At 60.2% G+C, this 18,860-nt stretch carries 22 protein-coding genes; 8 read left to right on the forward strand and 14 right to left on the reverse strand.

Annotated features, from left to right (window positions below; translation table 11 throughout):
- Positions 1–101: 101 nt before the first annotated feature.
- Complete coding sequence (locus tag AB4P96_RS20250; RefSeq protein WP_395599994.1) at positions 102–770, forward strand: LysR family transcriptional regulator; 669 nt, start codon at positions 102–104, stop codon at positions 768–770.
- Positions 771–782: 12 nt separating this feature from the next.
- Entirely contained in the window at positions 783–965 is a 183-nt protein-coding gene (locus AB4P96_RS20255) for a hypothetical protein (RefSeq protein WP_395599995.1), read from the forward strand.
- Between the two features lies 1 nt (position 966).
- On the opposite strand, the gene AB4P96_RS20260 is transcribed toward AB4P96_RS20255, so the two are convergent.
- The gene (locus AB4P96_RS20260; RefSeq protein WP_395599996.1) at positions 967–1,923 is read right to left on the reverse strand and encodes a GlxA family transcriptional regulator; all 957 of its coding nucleotides are present in this window, start codon (positions 1,921–1,923) and stop codon (positions 967–969) included.
- Positions 1,924–2,029: 106 nt separating this feature from the next.
- On the opposite strand from AB4P96_RS20260, the gene AB4P96_RS20265 reads away from it, so the two are divergent.
- Positions 2,030–2,572, forward strand: coding sequence for an acyl-CoA thioesterase (locus AB4P96_RS20265; protein ID WP_099547759.1), 543 nt, complete (start codon positions 2,030–2,032; stop codon positions 2,570–2,572).
- Between the two features lie 352 nt (positions 2,573–2,924).
- Here AB4P96_RS20265 and AB4P96_RS20270 read toward each other — a convergent pair whose 3' ends face one another.
- From AB4P96_RS20270 to AB4P96_RS20285, 4 genes are all read right to left on the reverse strand, one after another.
- Positions 2,925–3,713: an ABC transporter ATP-binding protein gene (locus AB4P96_RS20270; protein WP_395599997.1), complete on the reverse strand. Its 789-nt coding sequence runs from the start codon at positions 3,711–3,713 to the stop codon at positions 2,925–2,927.
- Positions 3,707–4,696 carry an ABC transporter permease gene (locus AB4P96_RS20275; RefSeq protein WP_395599998.1) on the reverse strand — a complete coding sequence of 330 codons (990 nt, stop codon included), beginning with the start codon at positions 4,694–4,696 and terminating at the stop codon, positions 3,707–3,709. Before AB4P96_RS20275 ends, AB4P96_RS20270 begins: the two co-directional genes overlap by 7 nt.
- Positions 4,683–5,741, reverse strand: a complete 1,059-nt coding sequence (locus tag AB4P96_RS20280; protein ID WP_177032259.1) for an ABC transporter substrate-binding protein — start codon at positions 5,739–5,741, stop codon at positions 4,683–4,685. Before AB4P96_RS20280 ends, AB4P96_RS20275 begins: the two co-directional genes overlap by 14 nt.
- 151 nt (positions 5,742–5,892) lie before the next feature.
- Positions 5,893–7,212 (reverse strand): LLM class flavin-dependent oxidoreductase, encoded by a 1,320-nt coding sequence (locus AB4P96_RS20285; protein ID WP_395599999.1) that lies wholly within the window; start codon positions 7,210–7,212, stop codon positions 5,893–5,895.
- 345 nt (positions 7,213–7,557) lie between these two features.
- Here AB4P96_RS20285 and tal point away from each other — a divergent pair, with 345 nt between their 5' ends.
- Together tal and AB4P96_RS20295 are read left to right on the forward strand one after the other, a co-directional pair.
- Positions 7,558–8,481, forward strand: a complete 924-nt coding sequence (gene tal / locus AB4P96_RS20290) for a transaldolase (protein WP_236374482.1) — start codon at positions 7,558–7,560, stop codon at positions 8,479–8,481.
- A 528-nt stretch (positions 8,482–9,009) separates the two neighbouring features.
- Positions 9,010–9,258: a hypothetical protein gene (locus AB4P96_RS20295; protein ID WP_138454274.1), complete on the forward strand. Its 249-nt coding sequence runs from the start codon at positions 9,010–9,012 to the stop codon at positions 9,256–9,258.
- 60 nt (positions 9,259–9,318) lie between these two features.
- On the opposite strand, the gene AB4P96_RS20300 is transcribed toward AB4P96_RS20295, so the two are convergent.
- The 6 genes from AB4P96_RS20300 to AB4P96_RS20325 all read right to left on the reverse strand — a co-directional run bounded on the left by AB4P96_RS20300 (position 9,319) and on the right by AB4P96_RS20325 (position 13,579).
- Positions 9,319–9,687: a lysozyme inhibitor LprI family protein gene (locus AB4P96_RS20300; RefSeq protein ID WP_171045966.1), complete on the reverse strand. Its 369-nt coding sequence runs from the start codon at positions 9,685–9,687 to the stop codon at positions 9,319–9,321.
- 99 nt (positions 9,688–9,786) lie between these two features.
- Entirely contained in the window at positions 9,787–10,347 is a 561-nt protein-coding gene (locus tag AB4P96_RS20305; protein ID WP_236462446.1) for a hypothetical protein, read from the reverse strand.
- Entirely contained in the window at positions 10,344–10,790 is a 447-nt protein-coding gene (locus AB4P96_RS20310) for a hypothetical protein (protein ID WP_138453531.1), read from the reverse strand. Before AB4P96_RS20310 ends, AB4P96_RS20305 begins: the two co-directional genes overlap by 4 nt.
- A gap of 42 nt (positions 10,791–10,832) precedes the next feature.
- Positions 10,833–12,020 (reverse strand): sugar transporter, encoded by a 1,188-nt coding sequence (locus tag AB4P96_RS20315; protein ID WP_395600000.1) that lies wholly within the window; start codon positions 12,018–12,020, stop codon positions 10,833–10,835.
- 111 nt (positions 12,021–12,131) lie between these two features.
- Positions 12,132–12,494, reverse strand: coding sequence for a hypothetical protein (locus AB4P96_RS20320; RefSeq protein ID WP_017137735.1), 363 nt, complete (start codon positions 12,492–12,494; stop codon positions 12,132–12,134).
- 86 nt (positions 12,495–12,580) lie between these two features.
- A complete protein-coding gene (locus AB4P96_RS20325; RefSeq protein WP_099547751.1) occupies positions 12,581–13,579 on the reverse strand; it encodes a bile acid:sodium symporter family protein in 999 nt (332 codons plus the stop codon).
- Positions 13,580–13,664: 85 nt separating this feature from the next.
- On the opposite strand from AB4P96_RS20325, the gene AB4P96_RS20330 reads away from it, so the two are divergent.
- Positions 13,665–14,453, forward strand: coding sequence for a helix-turn-helix domain-containing protein (locus AB4P96_RS20330; RefSeq protein WP_017137733.1), 789 nt, complete (start codon positions 13,665–13,667; stop codon positions 14,451–14,453).
- Positions 14,454–14,580: 127 nt separating this feature from the next.
- Here the strand turns inward: AB4P96_RS20330 and AB4P96_RS20335 are convergent, their stop codons facing one another.
- Positions 14,581–15,594: an ABC transporter substrate-binding protein gene (locus AB4P96_RS20335; RefSeq protein ID WP_017137732.1), complete on the reverse strand. Its 1,014-nt coding sequence runs from the start codon at positions 15,592–15,594 to the stop codon at positions 14,581–14,583.
- Positions 15,595–15,759: 165 nt separating this feature from the next.
- On the opposite strand from AB4P96_RS20335, the gene AB4P96_RS20340 reads away from it, so the two are divergent.
- Entirely contained in the window at positions 15,760–16,188 is a 429-nt protein-coding gene (locus AB4P96_RS20340) for a hypothetical protein (protein WP_236447762.1), read from the forward strand.
- 185 nt (positions 16,189–16,373) lie between these two features.
- Positions 16,374–16,712: a hypothetical protein gene (locus AB4P96_RS20345; protein WP_169987204.1), complete on the forward strand. Its 339-nt coding sequence runs from the start codon at positions 16,374–16,376 to the stop codon at positions 16,710–16,712.
- An 81-nt stretch (positions 16,713–16,793) separates the two neighbouring features.
- Here the strand turns inward: AB4P96_RS20345 and AB4P96_RS20350 are convergent, their stop codons facing one another.
- Together AB4P96_RS20350 and AB4P96_RS20355 are read right to left on the reverse strand one after the other, a co-directional pair.
- The gene (locus tag AB4P96_RS20350; protein WP_017137730.1) at positions 16,794–18,536 is read right to left on the reverse strand and encodes an ABC transporter substrate-binding protein; all 1,743 of its coding nucleotides are present in this window, start codon (positions 18,534–18,536) and stop codon (positions 16,794–16,796) included.
- Positions 18,537–18,584: 48 nt separating this feature from the next.
- Positions 18,585–18,857, reverse strand: coding sequence for a DUF2160 domain-containing protein (locus AB4P96_RS20355; protein WP_026013758.1), 273 nt, complete (start codon positions 18,855–18,857; stop codon positions 18,585–18,587).
- Positions 18,858–18,860 lie beyond the last annotated feature (3 nt).

The following is an 18,860-nucleotide window of genomic DNA, read 5'->3' on the forward strand; positions in this document are numbered from 1 at the left end:
AGGGAACAACTCCGTTTGCACTGGGAAGCGGCCATGGTAAAAGGGATTATTCGGTTGGAATATTCCCCAATCCCTCCCAGCCTCTGTGCGGAAATAACCCGATGTTTGATTGGCAGGACCTCTACTACTTCACCGTGCTGGCCCGCACCCAGTCATTGTCGGCCGCCGCCCGCGAGCTGCAGGTAGAACATGCCACCGTCGGGCGCCGGGTCGATGCACTGGAAAAAGCCCTGGGCGTAAAGCTGGTGGACCGCCTGCCCCGCAGCCGCCCGCTCACGGCGCAAGGCCTGGCCTTGGCGCAAGTGGCGGCGGGCATGGGCGATATGGCCACGCAGGTGATGCGCTTGTCGCGTGTGGCCTCCATTGAACTGGCCGGCACTGTGCGCGTCAGTTGCCCGCCGTCCATCGCCAACCACTGCATTGCACCTCAGCTTGCGCGTTTACGCGCCCACTACCCGCAGCTGAATCTGGTGCTGATGCCGTCCACTCAACTGGCCGCGCTGGACAAGGGCGAAGCCGACATCGCCTTGCGCACCCTGCGCCCCGACGAAGCAGCCCTGGTGCGGCGCAAAGTCGGCGTGGTGCGCTTCGGCTTGTACGCCGCACCTGCGCTCGAACACTTGCCGGCAGCGCAATGGACCTTCATCGCCTACGACGCCAGCCGCGACCACCTGCCCCAGCAAGCCTGGCTGCACCAACTGCGCGGCCCTCGCCCTATCGTATTTGCCGCCAGCGAGTTGATCACCCAGCAGATGGCCGCGCGCGCGTAGGTCGGCGCGGTAGTGCTGCCGACCCTGGTGGGCGACCACGACCCGCTGTTGACCCGGTTGCCCACGCCCAGCGACGGCCCGGTGCGTGATATCTGGCTGACGGTCTACCCGGATATGCGCCGCTCACCGTCGGTGAAAGTGGTGATGGAGTTTCTGGTGGAATGTATTGAAGCGCAGGCGCAGCTACGTCGCTGATTCAGGCCGTGGCGAGGAATTTCTTGCGATACGCCGCCGGCAGCATCCCCACGCGCTGCTGGAACAGGCGGCGAAACGAATTACTGTCTTCATACCCCACCGCGTAGGTGATGCTTTCGAGGGTCATGCGCGTGGACTCCAGCATCTGCTTGGCCCGCTCCAGGCGCAGGGTTTGCACATAACCCACGGGCGTATAGCCGGTCGCCTCCTTGAAACGCCGCTTGAAATTGCGCACACCAAAACCAAAGCGCCGCGCCACGTCGTCAATTACCAACGCCTGGGCAAAGTGCTGCTCCAGCCAATGCTGCACCCGCAGGATCTCGCCGTCGCCGTGGTTCTTGGGCAACGACCACAGGGCGTACACCGACTGCTCGGTACGCACGCCGTCGATCAACAGGTATTTGCCACAGGTATGCGCAAGCTCTGGTGAACCGAAGCGGCGGATCAGGTGCAGCATCAGGTCCATCGCCGCGCTGGCGCCACCGCTGGTGATTACACGGTTTTCTTCACACAGGATCTGCGCGTCCTCCAGGCTCACGTCGGGGTAACGGCGCCGGAACAGCTCGGCAAACGCCCAGTGGGTGGTAGCGCGCAAGCCTTGCAACAGGCCGCTTTCGGCCAGCAAAAAAGCTGCGGTGCACATTGATGCCAGCACCGCGCCCTGGGCATATTGCTCACGCAGCCACGGGCCGTAGGCAGGAAAAGTGGGCAGGGCCTGCTTGAGGGTAAACAGGAAACCGGGGATCAGGATCAGGTCGGTGCGGCGCACCTGCGCCGCCGCGCACGCCACCTGCATGCACTGCCCGCTCCACGTGGTGACGGGCTGGCCGTCCAGGGAGACCACCAAGACCTCAAAGGGTGGGCTGTCGGCAAACAGATTGGCGGCGCTGAGCATTTCCAGGACCAGGGTGGCGTTGGCGGCAGAACAATCATCGGCCAGGAGCAAGGTAATGTGCATAAAAAGCCTGTTTGCGTTTTTCGCATGTAATAAGTCATTTGCGCACCTACCTTAGCCGATTCCGGCTGCGTACAGTGCGGCTTCTGATCAACTGCCTGGCACGTTTATGAATCTCTGGTTTCGATTGCTGTTCATGTTGTTCCGTCGTCCCTGGCGCAAGCCCGTGCAGGGTTTGGACACCACTGTAGTGCGCATGCGGGTGTGGCCGCTGGACCTGGATATCAACCGGCACGTCACCAACGGCCGGTACTTCACCCTGGCAGACGTTGCGCGGATGGATTTTGTGCTGCGTACCGGCGCTTTTCGCGTGGCCCTGCGCAACAAGGCGTTGCCGATTGTGGGCGACACCTGGGGCAAGTTCCGCCGCGAGCTGAAGCTCTTTGAAGTGTTCGAGGTACACACCCGCATGCTCGGCTGGGACCACAAATGGAGCCTGATGGAGCATCGTTTTATCAGCAAGGGCCGAGTGGTGGGCGTGGTGGTGATGCGCGGCCTGTTCCGCTCCGCCAAGGGCACCCTGCCCCCGGCCGACTTTGTGCGCGAACTCGGCTTGGCCGAAGCTTCACCGCCCATGCCGCAGTGGCTGAGTGACTGGGCAAACAGTTGTGATGAGATGAGCGTGCAGTTGCGGGCGCAGGAGCAGGTTTGAGCGCACCTAGGCCTTGGATACGAGTTTCTTCAGGTTGGCTTCGGCGTCATCCCTGGCCAGGTGGAGTATCGACGAAATTCATCCCAGTGCAAGTACCGACTTTTGCCGTCGACCGCTTTGCAGAGGCCCGCCAGCTCGATAACTTCCAAGCCGTATTGCTTTAGCAAATCTGCGAAATCGGTTGGCTTATGGGTTCTCGCCATCGCTGAAACTCAATTTTCGAAAACTGAGTTGTTCCTTGCGCATGGGGTTGGCGGTGTCAAGGACTATGCAGTCAGACTGTGGGGTTGCGGGACGCGGAGCGTCCCAAGCGGCATTCCCACGCAGAGCGTGGGAACGATCAGACCGACAACTACCAGCTCTCCCCCAACCCCAACAACCCCAGAATCTGCCGGCGTAAATCCACCAGATAGGCATCATCGCGATGCCGAGGATAGGGCCGGTCGATGGTCAACTGCGCCTGGATCTTCGCCGGGCGGTCGCTGAACACGATCACGCGGTTGGCCAGCAGCAAGGCTTCTTCCACGTCGTGGGTCACCAGCAACGCCGTGTAGCCCTGGCGCTGCCACAGGTCGATAAGCTCCTTTTGCAGGGTGATGCGCGTCAGCGAGTCCAGCTTGCCCAGGGGTTCATCCAGAATCAGCAGCCGTGGCTGGTTGACCAGCGCACGGGCCAACGCCACGCGCTGGGCCATGCCGCCGGAAAGTTGTCGAGGGTAGGCGTGCGCGAAGGCGCTGAGGCCGACTTTTTCCAGGGCTTGATCGACCTTGGCCGAATGGGTCTTGAGCAAGCCTTGAGCCTCCAGGCCCAGCGCGACGTTGTCCCACACCCGGCGCCACGGGTACAGGGTCGGGTCCTGGAACACCACCACGCGGCTCGGGTCGGGGCCGGTGATGGCGTGCCCATCGGCCAGCAAACGCCCGGAGTCAGCCGGTTCCAACCCGGCCACCAGGCGCAGCAAAGTGGATTTGCCGCACCCCGAAGGCCCCAGCAACGCCACGAATTCTCCGGGCGCCACCTCCAGGGAAACCCGCTCCAATACCGGCAAATGCTGCCCGTCCAGTGCAAAGCCATGGCTGAGGTTCTCAATCCGCAGCGCCAGCCCGGGCGCGGGTTGAACTGCCTGTGCCAGCGCTACCATTTCATCGCTCCTTTCTGCCAGGCCAACAAGCGGTCACGCACCAGGAACAACCCGGTGATCAACCCCGAACAGGCCAGTGCCATGATCAATAATGCCGCGTACATGTTCGCGTAGGCGGCCCAGCCTTGAGCCCATTGCAAGTACCAGCCGATGCCGGATTTAACCCCCATCATTTCCGCCACCACCAAGGTCGAAAACGAGGCGCCCAGGCCCATGAACAAGCCGACAAACACGTGGGGCAACGCAGCGGGAATCGCCACTTTGAAAATCAGGAAGCCCGGTTTGGCACCCAAGGTGCGCGCCACGTCGTAATAGGCTTTATCGACACTCGCCACGCCGGACCAGGTCAGCACCGTGACCGGAAACCAGGTGGCCAGGGCGATCAGGAAAACACTTGCGCTCCAACTGCTGGGAAACAGGAAAAAACACAGCGGCAGCAACGCCGTCGACGGCACCGGCCCGAGGATACGCAGCACCGGGTGCAACCAGTAGCCGATGCGCGTGGACCAGCCGATGGAGACGCCCGCGACAAAACCAGTCGCCGCGCCCAGCGCCACGCCCGAACCCAGCAGCAAGGCCGAATGCAGCAGGCTGTCGGCCAGGCGCGCATAGTCTTCGACATACACCGCAAGCAAGGCCTGGGGCGGCGCGAAAAACGGCACCGGCAGCAGCGCCAGCTTGGCGGTGAGCAGTTCCCAGATACCCAGCAACACGGGCAAGGCAATCAACCACGGCCCGTCCTTTTGCAAGCGCTGGCCGAGCCGCGAAAAACGCAGGCCCAGCAGGCTCAACAGAATGAACAGCGCAGCCACCGCCACGCACACATTGGCCAGCCCTTGGGTCATCGGCCAATTGCGCACGGCATTGGGCCAATAGCTGATCAACAGCGCCACGGCCACCCAGGCAGCCACCACCGTGGCGCCCTGCCAGCCGGCCTTGAATGTCAGGCTTGGGTTCAGGGTGGTTGCATCAACTGAAGACATCAGCGGTGATCTCCTTGGCAAACTCCACCGGGTCGGTGCCTTTGCTGATCACCTCGACGGTTTTCAGGTCGGTGACATAGGTGGTGATTTCCTGCGTCAGCGCCGCGCCGACCGCATGGTGGCCGTGGGTATGATCGTGCAGGATCGCCTGCACTTCCTCAGTGGTGGTATTCAGCGCATAGGCCTGGAAGCCCTTGGCGACTTCTTCGGGGTGCTGCACGGAATAATCGTGGGCCTCCAGAATCGCCTGGGTCAGCGCCGCGACCACGCGCTTGTCTTCACGTACCAGCTTGCCGGTGACGCCGACCACGCAGCAACTAAGGTTGGCGTATGCCTCCACCAGGTTGGTGGACAACTCCCGCGCCACGCCGGACTTGATCAGGCGGTACATGAACGGGTCACTGCCGCTGACCGCCTGCACTTCACCACGCTCCAGCGCGGTGCCCAGCAGGTCGGCCGGGTACAGGCGCCATTCGACGTCGCGCACCGGGTCGACGCCGTGCTTTTTCAGCAGGATCGAGAAGAAATTGCGGTCGGGGCTGGCCATGTCGGTGACACCGATGGCCTTGCCCTTGAGGTCCTCCAGCCTGTTCACGCCGCCGTTCGCCGCACTCAGCAAGCGCAGGCAACCGCCGTGGGTACCGGCGGTGAGCTTGACGTCAAAGCCTTGTTCCAGCGCCTTGAGCCAACGCAGCGCCATGCCTATGCCGGCATCCGCCTTGCCGGTGGCGATGGCTTCGAGCAGCACTTCGGTGGAGTTGCCGAAGTTGACCAGCTCCACATCGAGGTTGTGCTTGGTGAAGAAGCCCTGGCCGTGGGCGATCACCACTGGCGCCAGGCACACAGCGTTGAGGTTGACCGCCAGTTTGAGCTTGCGCGGCGCGTCGAGGCGGATGAACTCGCCGGTACCTGCAGGTTCCGCAGGCGTGCCGTGCCCGGCGTGCTCGTCGGCCGCCAAGCCCAGGCTGGGCAGCGCCAGGCCGGCCATGGAAATGCCTGCCATGCCGAGCAAGCGGCGACGGGTCAAGAGATCAAAAGCAGCCATGCGCACTATTCCTTTAAATTGATGTACCCAATAAAAAACACCGCCGCCCAAATGTGGGAGCTGGCTTGCCTGCGATAGCGCAGTGTCAGTCAACAACGGTGCAAACTGACCCACCGCTATCGCAGGCAAGCCAGCTCCCACATAGAGCGCATCAGTCCAGACCGAGGTGCTCACGCAACGTCGAACCTTCGTACGCCGTGCGGAACAGGCCCTTGCGCTGCAAATGCGGAATCACGCTTTCGACAAATTCGGTGAACGAGCCCGGCAAGTACCCCGGCGAAATCACAAAGCCGTCGCAACCGCCTTGCTCGAACAGCTCAGCCAATTGGTCGGCGATCTGCGCGCCGGTGCCCACCAGTTGCGGCACGCGCACGCTGCTGGCGAAGATCCGGCCGAGTTGTTCCAGGGTCAGCTCAGAGCCTTGCATCAGCAGCTTTTCAGCGGCCGCCGCGTGGATCAGCGGCGATTGCGCCACCTCGGCCAAGGTGGCCGACAACGGGAACGGCGACAGGTCCACATTCAGCTGCGAAGCCAGTGTCACCAGCCCCAACTCCGGCCGCGCCAGGGCGTTGTGCTGGTCGCGCTTGGCGCGGGCTTCGGCTTCGCTGCCGCCAATAAACGGCATCACCGCGGTGAGTATTTTGCAGCTGTCGGCGGCGCGGCCTTGTTGCACCACCTGGGCGCGCACGTCATCGCGAAAGGCCCGCATCGCCGCCAGGTGCGGGTGAATGGTAAAAATCGCCTCGGCCCACCGTGCGCCAAAGCGCCGACCCCGCCCGGAAGACCCGGCCTGGATCAGCACCGGCCGGCCCTGGGGCGAACGCGGGATATTCAGCGGGCCTTCAACCCGGAACCACTCGCCCTGGTGTTGCACCGAGGTAATCAATGCCGGGTCGGCGAGCACGCCGCTTTCGCGGTCGAGCTTGAGCGCGTCCTTGCCCCAGCTGTTCCAGAGTTTCAGCGCGACCTCGACAAACTCATCGGCGCGGTCGTAGCGCAGGTCATGCTCCAGGTGCTTGGCCTTGCCGAACAGGCGCCCTTCGCTGTTATTCATCGAGGTGACGATATTCCACGCCGCGCGGCCCTTGGACAGGTGGTCCAAGGTGGCGAATTCGCGGGCAATATGCGCCGGTTCGTAATAGGTGGTGGAACGGGTCGCGCCCAGGCCGAGTTTGGTGGTCTGGCCCACCAGGTACGACAGGATCGGCAGCGGGTCGAGGCGCGTGGCGTCCTGGGCGCCGTAGCGCAAGGCAAACTCACGGGAGCCGCCCATCTGGTCGCCCACGGCCAGGCGATCGGCGAAAAACAGGAAGTCGAACAAGCCTTCCTCCACGACTTTGGCGATACGCGTGTAGTACTCGGGGTCGAGGTAATTGCCGACGGTTTCGGGGTGGCGCCATACCGCGTGGCTGTGCACCACCGGGCCGCTCAACAGGAAGGCTGACAAATGGATCTGGCGGCGTGAGGTCATAAAGCGTCTTCGCGGGAAAGTTCGCTTTTTATTATATTAATCACGCAAAATTATGAAAGAATCATATAACTCTATGGTTATGCCCGATTGGTCGGACGCTGCAAAAAGCGCCCTAAGCTCAGATCGAAAGAGTATTTATCGAATGCTTTTCATAACTTTAAGCTTGGCGCTATTTCGCAAGAAAATCGCGGTGATGACAGGCACGCCTTACGCCAAGGCGGTGGATGCGCAGGACGTGCAGACCTGGAAGCCTTAAGGCCGCGACAGGTTTGCACGCGCGGTAAACAGGGCGCCCCGGAAATGGTACAACAGCTACCTTCACTCTTTTCCTGGGGACCGCCACTCATGACGTCCAAGCTCGAACAACTCAAGCAATTCACCACCGTGGTCTGCGACACCGGCGACCTGGAAGCCATCAGCCGCCTGCGCCCGGTGGACGCCACCACCAACCCGTCGCTGCTGCTCAAGGCCGCCGCCATCCCGGAATACGCCGAGCTGCTGCGCAATGCCGTGAGCCTGTCCAAAGGCGATGTGGACCTGGCCTGCGATCACTTTGCGGTGTCGGTGGGCGCGGGCATTCTCAAGGTGATTCCGGGGCGTATTTCCACTGAAGTCGACGCGCGTTTGTCGTTCGACGAAGACGCGCTGTGGGCCAAGGCCAACCAGCTGATCGCCCTGTATGACCAGGCCGGTGTCGGCCGCGACCGCGTGCTGATCAAACTGGCCTCCACCTGGGAAGGCATCCGCACCGCCGAGCGCCTGGAAAAAGCCGGTATCCAGACCAACCTCACCCTGCTGTTTTCCTTCGCCCAGGCCCAGGCCTGCGCGGATGCCGGGGTATTTTTGATCTCGCCGTTCGTGGGCCGCATCTACGACTGGTATCGCAAAAACACCGGCCTGGACTACACCGGTGCCGAAGACCCGGGCGTGCAGTCGGTGACGCGTATCTACAACTACTACAAGGCCAATAAAACCGACACCGTGGTGATGGGCGCCAGCTTCCGCACCTTGAGCCAGATCGAAGAGCTGGCCGGTTGCGACCGCCTGACCATCAGCCCTGACCTGCTGCAAAAACTGGCTGACGATAACGGCGTGCTGCAACGCAAATTGGCGCCGGGCGTAGAAGGCGAAGCGCGTCAGCCATTGACCGAAGCGCAATTCCGTTGGGCGTCGAATGAAGATGCGATGGCGACTGAAAAACTCGCCGAAGGCATTCGCCAGTTTGCGCGGGATCAGGAGAAGCTCGAGGCGGTGCTGGCTGCGCTGTAAGGTACTAAAACCGCATGCGGTCAAATGTGGGAGCTGACGTGTGGCGAGCAGGCTTGTCCTGCGTTGGGCTGCGAAGCGGCCCCGGCTTTTTCTAGCCACCGCGTCGACTGAATGGGGCGGCTTCGCCACCCAACGCAGGACAAGCCTGCTCGCCACAACAAGCCCGCTCCCACAGGAAAGCAGATTACCGCACAGGCGAATGATCCAAATTTTAGATCCCGCCCATTTGCCTGTTGCCCCTGAGAACCTCGCACGTTAACCTTTCAACTCGCAGCAAACGCTGCGATTGGACTTGGCGGTCCGACCAGATATAGGCGCAACAGCGCCCCCAACACGATTGCAGGCGCTTTTTTGTGCCCGTGATTTCGTGCAATGGCGGGTTGCGCAGGGACTTCTTCGGAAGTGCCGGGTCCTATATCCCCGGTCCGCCAACCTTGCGTAATCCGCCACCCTAATTCTGCTTGGCGGCAGAAGGTGACGGCTCATTCAGATATAGGAGCAAGATCCATGACTGCACAAGATCGGTATATGCCCATCACAGGCCCCGATTGCATTATCCCTACCCTGCTTATCGACACTCAGGCACCACTGGACGCACTGCATGATGCAGCGGTGTTTCGCATACGGGCAGTCACTCAATTTCTTGAGAACCTGGCGCTTCGCGATGGGCTTAGCAGCGACACTGTTGTGCTGCAGGACTTCGCGTTGCTGTTAAGTATTCCACTGCGTGACGGTTGCGACTTACTCGATGTGATGGGGCGAAGATTGCGAGCGTAGGGCTGTAAAGAAAAATGGGCGACCTCTTGGTCGCCCTCTAACTGCCGCGTCTGGAATGACTCAGAACGGCCCTTTCGTCATCACCCGCTCATCAATGAACCCGCGCAACATACCAATCCGCTGCGTATAAGCAGCGCTCAGGCAACTGACTTTCGCCCCGCAGGCATGCCGCTGTTTGAGCCACTCGGCCTGCCCGTCCATCAATGAGCCGCGCCCGCCCATGGCCATAAAGTGCTTGTTCAAGTCGTAGAGCAACGCCATGGTCACATCCTGGTCATTGAGGCTGACGTTTTTGCAAATCGCAATTTCGTCAGGCGCTTTGGCCTTGCCACAGTCGAAGCTGGCGGCTGAGCTCGCAGGGCTGATCAGCAGCATGGACATGCCGATGACGAAAGCGAATACGGCGGGTTTGATCACGGCGTTCAACATCGGTACTGGGCTCCAGGAAAAATAGGCAACGGGTGCTCTAGGCCCTTAACATGCCTGAAAGTTCTGACCGACGATGCCAGCCCGATAGCCGGTCCTAAATCAGTGCGCGCTTTTTGACTTGTCCAGCGCATCAATGTAAGCCGCCTTCAATGCAAGACCGACTGTGCTCAACACCTCGCCGTTGAGAGACGCACGCTCCTGGCTGATCAGACGCTGCCCTGGCTCTTTCAACTTCAGGCGTGACCAGCCGGCATATCGTGTGCCGCCGATGTCCACCGTAAGGCTCACTTCACATGCGTAGTACTCTGGTGAATTCCAGGTTTTAACGAAGACTCTGTCGATTTCAACGGTAGTTTTCAGAGGCGCCTCAGAGGAAGAACCCACTGATAGCCTGGCGAATTCGAGCCAGTCATCCACAGGCACAGCGGCAAAGCCTTCATATAGACCGACGTTGTAATTAGCCGCATGCCAGACCACTTTGCTTGACTCAGAGCAACGCGTGCAGCTTTCTGCCCCGACGACATTCACGATATCAGCCTGAATAACCCTGCTCTTGATCGCTTCCAACTGAGCCGGCGTAGAGTACGAAGCAAAATGCAGTTGATTCGTCACGCAGCCGCTGAGCAAACCGAGGAAAAGTAAAACGATCAGATGCCTCACAGTCCGTAACCGCCCTTGGAATCAGCCACCGACAGGTCAAGGTAAAGGCATTTAACAATGGCGTTATCGCCCTCGTCATATATATCCGGGATGTAGAAGCTCATTCCCAGTGCCTTCGCGTCAATACCGGCGTTATCTGATAAAAATGCGACTTCGTGAAGGCGCAGCGTCTTTTTAAGATCGTCGCAAGTCATTCCGACCAGGATTTCCCCTTTCCATGAAAATTGGCTGCCTTGGAAAAACTCCACGCCCTTGAGCTGATCAGTTTCATCGTAGTAAAGATGAAGACGCTGTACGTCATAGGCGTCTGTGGTATTCATCGACTCAGCTGTCTTTTTGAACGTTTCGAATGCCTTTCCCAAGATTGCGCGGGCCTGTTCCCGAGGCATACCAAAACGCAGTGAGCCAACCGAGCCCGGTGTTAAAAACTCAAAAGCAGACATCATTCAATCCTTCGAAAACTCAAATTCATCATTGAACAAGTATTACTGGGTACGCGCCACACCCGTCCCAAACCGCCGAATCGCCAGGCAATACCCGATCAACGCCACCGCTGCCAACGCCCCGCCCGCCACGCCGATCCAGGCGAAGCCGAAGTGGCTGCCGACCCAGCTGCCCATCAGGGCGCCGCCGCCGATGCCGATGTTGTAGATGCCGGAGAACATTGCCATGGCCACGTCGGTGGCGTCGGGGGCCAGCACCAGCACCTTCGATTGCATGGCGAGGCCGAAGCCCATGATGGCCATGCCCCAGAAAATGCTCAGTATCACCAGGTACGACTCGGCGCCGCTCAAGGGCAGCAGCAGGGTCAAGCAGGCCGCGAGCAGGAACACTGCGCTGACCACGAAAATATGCGGGTTGAAACGGTGCACCAGGCTGAACAGCAGCGAGCCGATGATGCCCGCGCCGCCGAACACCAGCAAAATCAGGGTTACGGCGCCACCGCCCAAACCGGCCACGCCTTCGACGAAGGGTTCGATGTAGCTGTAGGCGGTGAATTGCGCGGTGACGGTCATGGCGGTGAGCACGTACAGCGCCACCAGTGCTGGGCGTTTGAACAGCAACGGCAGGCTGCGCAGCGAGCCGGAGTTCTGGCTCGGCAGCGGCGGCAAGGTGCGCGCCAGCCAGAACACCAGCGCGCCAGCGAACGCGGCGATCACCAGGAAGGTGGTGCGCCAGCCCATGGCTTCGCCGAGCAGGCGGCCCAGCGGAATGCCCAACACCATCGCCAGGGACGTGCCGGTGGCCAATAACCCAAGGGCTTGCACCTGCTTGCCTTCCGGCGCCAGGCGCACGGCCAGGGACGCGGTAATTGACCAGAACAGCGCGTGGGACAACGCAATGCCGATGCGACTGACCATCAGCAGGCCAAAACTGTTGGCGACGCTGGAGAGGATATGGCTGGCGATAAACAGGCCGAACAGCACGATCAGCAACTTGCGCCGCTCGACGTTGCGCGTCAGCAGCATCACCGGCAACGAGGTCAGCGAAACGATCCAGGCATAGATGGTGAGCATCAAGCCGACGCTGGCGATGGGCATGTCGAAGCTCGCACCGATGGCGCTGAGCAGCCCCACGGGCACGAATTCGGTGGTATTGAACACAAAGGCGGCCAGCGCCAAGGCGATGACCGGTTGCCAATTGGCTTGGGGCGTTGCGGCTGAAATGCTCATTGGCGGGCGAGATACTCTGGCGATGATCCAACGGCCGCGCAGAACAGCGCCGCCGCCGGGCATTCTATAGGTTTCTTGGCCCGCTGTTGACGCGGATCGTCGCCCGAAGGCTTAGGGCGAGGTCATGGTAATCACGTAGTTGCCCGACTGGATCGCCTTGCCAGCGGCATCCACCAGCAAGTAACTCTGGTTGTAATAACGCCCATCGCCGCTGTCTGCCACCAGCTTTACATGGGCGGCGTTGACGCTGGCCACTGGCGCAATATTGCGCACCTCGAAGCGACTGCCGCGATTGGAACTGGCGCACCCGGTCAACTCCATCACCGCGCCACTGCGCGCATTTGTCGCACAGCCAGGTTCGACGATGGCGCCGCGAAATTGAATGGTGCCCTGCCCTATGGTCTGCGCAGCACCACAGGCTCCCGCCCATAGGCAAAACAGGCCGGTTAATACCGAAATACCTTTAACGTTCATGCCGACACTCCTTATTGGGCTCTCAATAAGGAAGTCGTCTGCTCGGGCGTTAACTTGAGGTCAATCTTCCCAAGGTGTGCGCTGGATCACGGATCGACCTGGCCCATCATCTCGGGGATGCTTTCCGGGCGTTTGGCATAACGCTGCGCCAACGCCGCACAGACCATCAACTGGATCTGGTGAAACAGCATCAACGGCAAAATCAGCACGCCCATGGTCGCCCCGGCGAACAGCACCTGGGCCATCGGTACACCGGTGGCCAGGCTTTTCTTCGAGCCACAGAACAAGATGGTGATGCGGTCTTCCTGGTTAAACCCAAATGCCTTGCCCAGCACGGCGGAGGCCACCAGCACCAAGCCCAGCAACACGCAGCAGGCGACGACCAGACCGCCCAGCTCCCACAACGGGATCTGGTGCCAGATGCCTTCGTTGACCGCTTCGCTGAAAGCGCCATACACCACCAGCAGAATCGAGCCTTGGTCGACGAACTTCAGCCAGGATTTATTACGCCCCACCCACTCGCCAATCCAGCGCCGGGCGATCTGCCCGGCCACAAAAGGCAGCAACAGCTGCACGCTGATTTTGAGGATGGCATCGACCGTGGAGCCGCCATCGCCGTGTACGTTAAGCAGCAAGGTCACCAGCAACGGCGTCAGGAAGATGCCGAACAGGCTGGAGGCCGCCGCGCTGCAGATGGCTGCCGGGATGTTGCCGCGGGCCAGCGAGGTGAAGGCAATCGCCGATTGCACCGTGGCCGGCAGCGCACACAGATACAGCATGCCCATGTACAGGTCGTTGCCGATCAGCGGCGACAGCAGCGGCTTGAGCGCCAGGCCCAACAATGGGAACAGCACAAAAGTCAGGCTGAACACCAGCAAATGCAGGCGCCAGTGCCCGGCACCAGCGACGATGGCCTGGCGCGACAGCTTGGCGCCGTGCAGGAAAAACAGCAGCGCGATGGCCAGGTTAGTCACCCAGCCGAAGGCCACGGCGGTCTGGCCGCTGGCCGGCAGCAGTGACGCAAGGATCACCGTGGCGATCAGGGTCAGGGTGAAGTTGTCAGGTAGAAAACGCGGGCGGGTCATAAGCAAATCTTCCAGGGGTTGCCAAGAGCATCGCTGCGACTCTAACTTAACGGCCTGTTACCGACTAACGCCAATGAGCCAGTAAATGCCGCCTAAAGGACATGACAAGACGGTTAGGCGCAGTGTGCCCGGGCTTTCCAGCCTGCCACGCCCGGTGTATGGCCGCACCGAATCGCTGCCCAACCGCGCGCTGACCCGCCGGCACAGCCACCCGTGGGTGCAGTTGTCGTATGCGATTTCGGGGGTGCTGGAGATCCAGACCAGTGTCGGCCGTTTCGTCGCCCCGCCCCAGCGCGCCGTGTGGATTCCGGCGGGCGTGCCACACAGGGTGTTCAGTTCACCGCACACGGAAATGCGCAGCCTGTACCTCGATTGCAGCGTCACCGCCTGGGCGGCCGAGCGTTGCCAGGTGCTGGAGGTGAGCAGTTTGTTGCGCGAGTTGATCCGCAGTTTCAGCGAGTTGCCGGTGGAGTATGCCGAGGACGGCCCGGACGGGCGGCTGGCCCAGGTGGTGCTCGACCAACTGGCGGCCGCGCCCCAGGTGGATTTGATGCTGCCGTTGCCCCATGACCCACGGCTGCGGCAGATTTACCGCAGCCTGAACCTGCACCCGGAGCAGCAGACCACCCTGGGTGACTGGAGCCACAAGCTTGGGGTCAGTGAAAAGACCCTGAGCCGGTTGTTTTTGAGTGATACAGGCCTGACCTTTCGCGCCTGGCGTCAGCGCCTGCGCTTGCTCAGCGCCCTGCCCGCGCTGGAGCAAGGCGAGCGGGTGACGGATGTGGCGCTGGGGTGTGGGTATGAGTCGACGTCGGCGTTTATCAATGCGTTTCGGCAGCAGTTTGAGTCTACGCCGGGCGAATTCTTCCGCTGACACATAGACAACAACGATCCACTGTGGGAGCTGGCTTGCCTGCGATGCAGGCACCTCGGTGTGTCAGGTACACCGAGTTGATGCTATCGCAGGCAAGCCAGCTCCCACATTGGCTCCCAATTACAAATCAGCTGCCATCACCACCATGGGCTTCTTCAAAGAAGTAATCCTTCCAGCTCGCCGCCTTGTTCTTCAGCACGCCCAATTCCTGCAGCTTTTGGGCATAGATAAACGTACGCTGCGGCACGATGGTGAAGTCGATTTCCGGGTCCTGGACGATTTTCTCCACCAGGTCCAGCGGCAGCTTGGATTCCTCTACGCGAATATACGTCTTGGCGGCCGCAGGTTTATCGGCCTTGATGATCTTCTCGGCCTCCGCCAGCGCGTCATAAAACGCCTTGTAGGTCCTGGGGTTGTCATCGTGAAATTTCTGCGTGGTGTAGAGCACGTTGAACGACGCCTGCCCGCCAAGAATGTCGTAGGAACTGAGCACCTTGTGCACGTTAGGGTTCAACAACTCCTGATACTGAAACGGCGGGCTGGAGAAGTGTGAATTGATCTCCGAACCACCGGCAATCAACGCCGCCGTGGCATCCGGGTGGGCCAGGCTGATGGAGATGTCGTCGAACTTCTTGAAATTGGCATCGCCGAACAGCTTGGCCGTCTCGATCTGCAAGGTGCGCGACTGGAAACCCACGCCGGCGGCCGGCACAGCGATGCGGTCTTTGTCGGTGAAGTCCTGCAGGGTCTTCACGTTGGGGTTATTGGTCAGCAGGTAATTGGGCATCGAACCCAGGGAGGCGATGGCCTTGACGTTCTGCTTGCCCTTGGTGCGGTCCCACAGGGTGAGCATCGGCGGCACACCCGCCGAGACCACATCCAGGGCGCCGGCCAGCAGCGATTCATTCATGGCGGTGGCGCCGGAAATGCTGTTCCATTCCACCTTGATATCCAGGCCCTGCTCCTTGCCATGTTTTTCGATCAGGTGCTGGTCGCGCACCACGTCGAGGATCAGGTAACCGATACCGAATTGCTGTGCAATGCTGATCTTGCCTTCGGCCTGGGCGCCGGGGCTGAGCAAGGCGCTCGCGGCCGCCAGGGACGCGGCCAACAGGGTCAGGGAGGAACGCTTGAAAGTCATGGGAATCTGCCGCGTTTTCGAGAAGGTGATAGAGCCTAGCGACGAATTTTAAGACTGGAAAAGAATATCGGGATCTATTGTTATGCTAATCATCCCCAAAATGCCGTGTGGCTGTTATTGTGCCGCGCTTTGAAATACACCTGCCAACCTGCGAGGAAATGGACGTTGAACACTGACGATAAAATGACTGGGGATCTGTTCGAGGTCGATAAGCGCCTGTCACTCAAGCCCGTGGTGGACTTCAACGCTTACCTGCGCAGCGCATTCGGCGATGGCCCATGCACCTGCGTGCGCTGCAGCGCCGCCAACGGTGACGAAACCGGCTACGCGTTCCAGCACACCTTCAACTTCGACGGCAAACCCACGCACCGCCGCTTTGCCTCCACGGCGGGCAGCGATGTGTTGATGGTGTTGAAGAAGGCGTGGCTGTCATACACCAAGGCCGAGCTGCCGCTCAGTGGCGTATTGGTGCTGGAGACGGTGAAGGAGTTTGTCGAGCCGCAACTTCACAAGCGCTTGGCGCCGCTGTTTTTGGCCAGTGAGCTGGTCAAGGATGTGGATGGGCAGTTGCAGGTTCAGCCGCAGGCGAGTTGAACCCACTCGATAACTCTTTAGAAATAAAAAAAATTGCTCTACTTATCAAACAGTATAAAAAACTGTCAAGTCTCACAGTATGAAACCTATTCGTCCTGCCTTACCTTCAGTCCATTCAGGCCGTGACTTGCTAGACAACCCGACCAACGTCTGAATAATTGCCCACTCAATTAAGGATGATCAAAATGACTTTGATATATGGCAGCCAAGGCGACATTCCCAGTGACCTCAACGGTGCGAACGATGTGACTGTAATTGCTCTACTGGCCACCATGATGGGACGCTATAGGGTTCTTCCAAACGCCCGGCCTGGTGCAACGGTTTTGATCGTTACCCAAGACTGTCAGTACGGAGAACTCACGATGACGAACATTAGTGGCTACGCGCCTGATACCGTCCTTTATCTACAGAAAAATCATGTGTATCACCTGACGTCCAAGGGGGCGACCTGGGATATGACATTCCGGGATCTGCAATCGGGCGCTGGCTACGGCGTCGTCAATACCCCACCAGCCTATCAGTAACGCCCCTTAAACGGACCAGTCATCGTTCTAAACCTGAAAAACGGCACGCAAGCGTGCCGTTTTGTCATCACGAACCAGTGATTACTTACGCGCCGCCTCCCACTGCTTCAACAGATCACCATAAGCCACGGTCTCCCCTTTGGGCTTCTCATTCGCCAGCTTGGGCTTCGGCGCGCCCGGCTGGTCAAACCAGTACTGCGCATCCCGCTCCGGGTTCATTTTTGGGCCGCACACCGGCTGCACCTTGGAACGCTCCAGGCGCGTCATGATCGCGTCCTGTTCCTTGGCCAGGTTATCCAGCGCCTGTTGCGGGGTTTTCTCGCCACTGGCCGCTGCGGCGATGTTGCTCCACCACAACTGCGCCAGGCGTGGGTAGTCGGGCACGTTGGTGCCGGTCGGCGTCCACTCCACCCGCGCCGGGCTGCGGTAGAACTCCACCAGCCCGCCGAGTTTCGGCGCCATGTCGGTCATGGCCTGGGAGTTGATGTCGGACTCACGAATCGGCGTCAGGCCAACGATGGTTTTCTTCAGCGACACGGTTTTCGAAGTGACGAACTGCGCGTACAGCCACGCCGCAAGCTTTTGCTTCTCGGGCGTGGACTTGAGGAAGGTCCAGGAACCCACGTCCTGATAGCCCTTTTTCATGCCCTTTTCCCAATACGGCCCGACCGGCGACGGCGCCATGCGCCATTTCGGCGTGCCATCGGCATTCACCACCGGCAGGCCCGGCTTGGTCATGTCGGCCGTAAACGCGGTGTACCAGAAGATCTGCTGGGCGATGTTGCCCTGGGACGGCACCGGCCCGGATTCGGAGAAGGTCATGCCCGCCGCTTCCGGAGGCGCGTAGGCTTTCATCCAGTCCACGTACTTTTGCGTGGCAAACACCGCGGCCGGGCCGTTGGTGTCGCCGCCACGGGTCACGCTGGAGCCTACCGGGTGGCAGTCCTCCACGCGAATGCCCCACTCGTCCACCGGCAAGCCGTTGGGCAGGCCCTTGTCGCCGCCGCCGGCCATGGAGAACCAGGCATCGGTGAAGCGCCAGCCCAGCGATGGGTCTTTTTTGCCATAGTCCATGTGCCCATAGATACGTTTGCCGTCGATTTCCTTGACGTCTTCGCTGAAGAACTTGGCGATGTCTTCATAGGCCGACCAGTTCACCGGCACACCCAGCTCGTAGCCGTATTTTTCCTTGAACTTGGCTTTAAGGTCCGCGCGCTCAAACCAATCGGCGCGGAACCAGTAGAGGTTGGCGAACTGCTGGTCGGGCAGTTGGTAGATCTTGCCGTCCGGCGCGGTGGTGAACGAGATGCCGATAAAGTCCTTGATATCCAGGGTCGGCGAGGTGAAGGCCTTGCCTTCGTTGGCCATCAGGTCGGTGATGGATTCGGTCTTGCCATAGCGAAAGTGCGTACCGATCAAGTCGGAATCGTTCACCCAGCCGTCATAGATATTCTTGTCGGACTGCATCTGGGTTTGCAGCTTCTCCACCACGTCGCCTTCCTGCAGCAGGTCGTGGGTCAGCTTGATGCCGGTGATTTCGCTGAAGGCCTTGGCCAGTACCTTGGATTCGTACTCGTGGGTGGTGAGGGTTTCCGACACCACGTTAATCTTCATCCCACGGAACGGTTCCGACGCCTTGATAAACCACTTCAACTCTTCGAGCTGCTGGGCTTCGGTAAGGGTGGACGGTTTGAACTCGCTGCCGATCCATTTTTTCGCGGCATCTTCGTACGCGTCGGCCCAGGCCGTGGCGCTCAAACCGCTCAAGGCCAGTACGGCGGCCAATGAAATGCTATGTCGCAGCTTATTGTTTTTATTCAACATAGAGACCTCCTGGTGGTTTATTCATAAGGGCACTAGTTCATAAGGGCACTAGCCCCAACGCATCACACTCAACAGCCATACCAGGGATAGCGCAGACGCCACCCAGATGCTCCAGTCGGTAACGCCGATCACCAGCAAATGCAGGTAGGCGCTGCCGAGAAGACCGATAAACAAACGATCACCACGGGTGGTGCTGATCGGCAACAAACCGCGCCGAGGAATACTCGGCGAACGCAGTTCCCAGGTGGTCATGCCTGCCAGCAGCAGGCCAATCGTCACAAAGAACAGTGCAGTCGGGGTGGTCCAGGCCATCCATTCCATCAT

The organism is Pseudomonas sp. B19125 (genome assembly GCF_044218855.1).
GTDB classification, from domain to species: domain Bacteria; phylum Pseudomonadota; class Gammaproteobacteria; order Pseudomonadales; family Pseudomonadaceae; genus Aquipseudomonas; species Aquipseudomonas edaphica.

Coding starts and splice junctions, on each gene's coding strand:
- AB4P96_RS20275 (WP_395599998.1), bottom strand. CDS start 4,696: ATGTCTTCAGTTGATGCAACCACCCTGAACCCAAGCCTGACATTCAAG.
- AB4P96_RS20300 (WP_171045966.1), bottom strand. CDS start 9,687: ATGTTGAACGCCGTGATCAAACCCGCCGTATTCGCTTTCGTCATCGGC.
- AB4P96_RS20355 (WP_026013758.1), bottom strand. CDS start 18,857: ATGGAATGGATGGCCTGGACCACCCCGACTGCACTGTTCTTTGTGACG.
- AB4P96_RS20265 (WP_099547759.1), top strand. CDS start 2,030: ATGAATCTCTGGTTTCGATTGCTGTTCATGTTGTTCCGTCGTCCCTGG.
- AB4P96_RS20250 (WP_395599994.1), top strand. CDS start 102: ATGTTTGATTGGCAGGACCTCTACTACTTCACCGTGCTGGCCCGCACC.
- AB4P96_RS20270 (WP_395599997.1), bottom strand. CDS start 3,713: ATGGTAGCGCTGGCACAGGCAGTTCAACCCGCGCCCGGGCTGGCGCTG.
- AB4P96_RS20325 (WP_099547751.1), bottom strand. CDS start 13,579: ATGACCCGCCCGCGTTTTCTACCTGACAACTTCACCCTGACCCTGATC.
- AB4P96_RS20260 (WP_395599996.1), bottom strand. CDS start 1,923: ATGCACATTACCTTGCTCCTGGCCGATGATTGTTCTGCCGCCAACGCC.
- AB4P96_RS20345 (WP_169987204.1), top strand. CDS start 16,374: ATGACTTTGATATATGGCAGCCAAGGCGACATTCCCAGTGACCTCAAC.
- AB4P96_RS20285 (WP_395599999.1), bottom strand. CDS start 7,212: ATGACCTCACGCCGCCAGATCCATTTGTCAGCCTTCCTGTTGAGCGGC.
- AB4P96_RS20315 (WP_395600000.1), bottom strand. CDS start 12,020: ATGAGCATTTCAGCCGCAACGCCCCAAGCCAATTGGCAACCGGTCATC.
- AB4P96_RS20295 (WP_138454274.1), top strand. CDS start 9,010: ATGCCCATCACAGGCCCCGATTGCATTATCCCTACCCTGCTTATCGAC.
- AB4P96_RS20335 (WP_017137732.1), bottom strand. CDS start 15,594: ATGACTTTCAAGCGTTCCTCCCTGACCCTGTTGGCCGCGTCCCTGGCG.
- AB4P96_RS20310 (WP_138453531.1), bottom strand. CDS start 10,790: ATGTCTGCTTTTGAGTTTTTAACACCGGGCTCGGTTGGCTCACTGCGT.
- AB4P96_RS20320 (WP_017137735.1), bottom strand. CDS start 12,494: ATGAACGTTAAAGGTATTTCGGTATTAACCGGCCTGTTTTGCCTATGG.
- tal (WP_236374482.1), top strand. CDS start 7,558: ATGACGTCCAAGCTCGAACAACTCAAGCAATTCACCACCGTGGTCTGC.
- AB4P96_RS20330 (WP_017137733.1), top strand. CDS start 13,665: ATGCCGCCTAAAGGACATGACAAGACGGTTAGGCGCAGTGTGCCCGGG.
- AB4P96_RS20280 (WP_177032259.1), bottom strand. CDS start 5,741: ATGGCTGCTTTTGATCTCTTGACCCGTCGCCGCTTGCTCGGCATGGCA.
- AB4P96_RS20350 (WP_017137730.1), bottom strand. CDS start 18,536: ATGTTGAATAAAAACAATAAGCTGCGACATAGCATTTCATTGGCCGCC.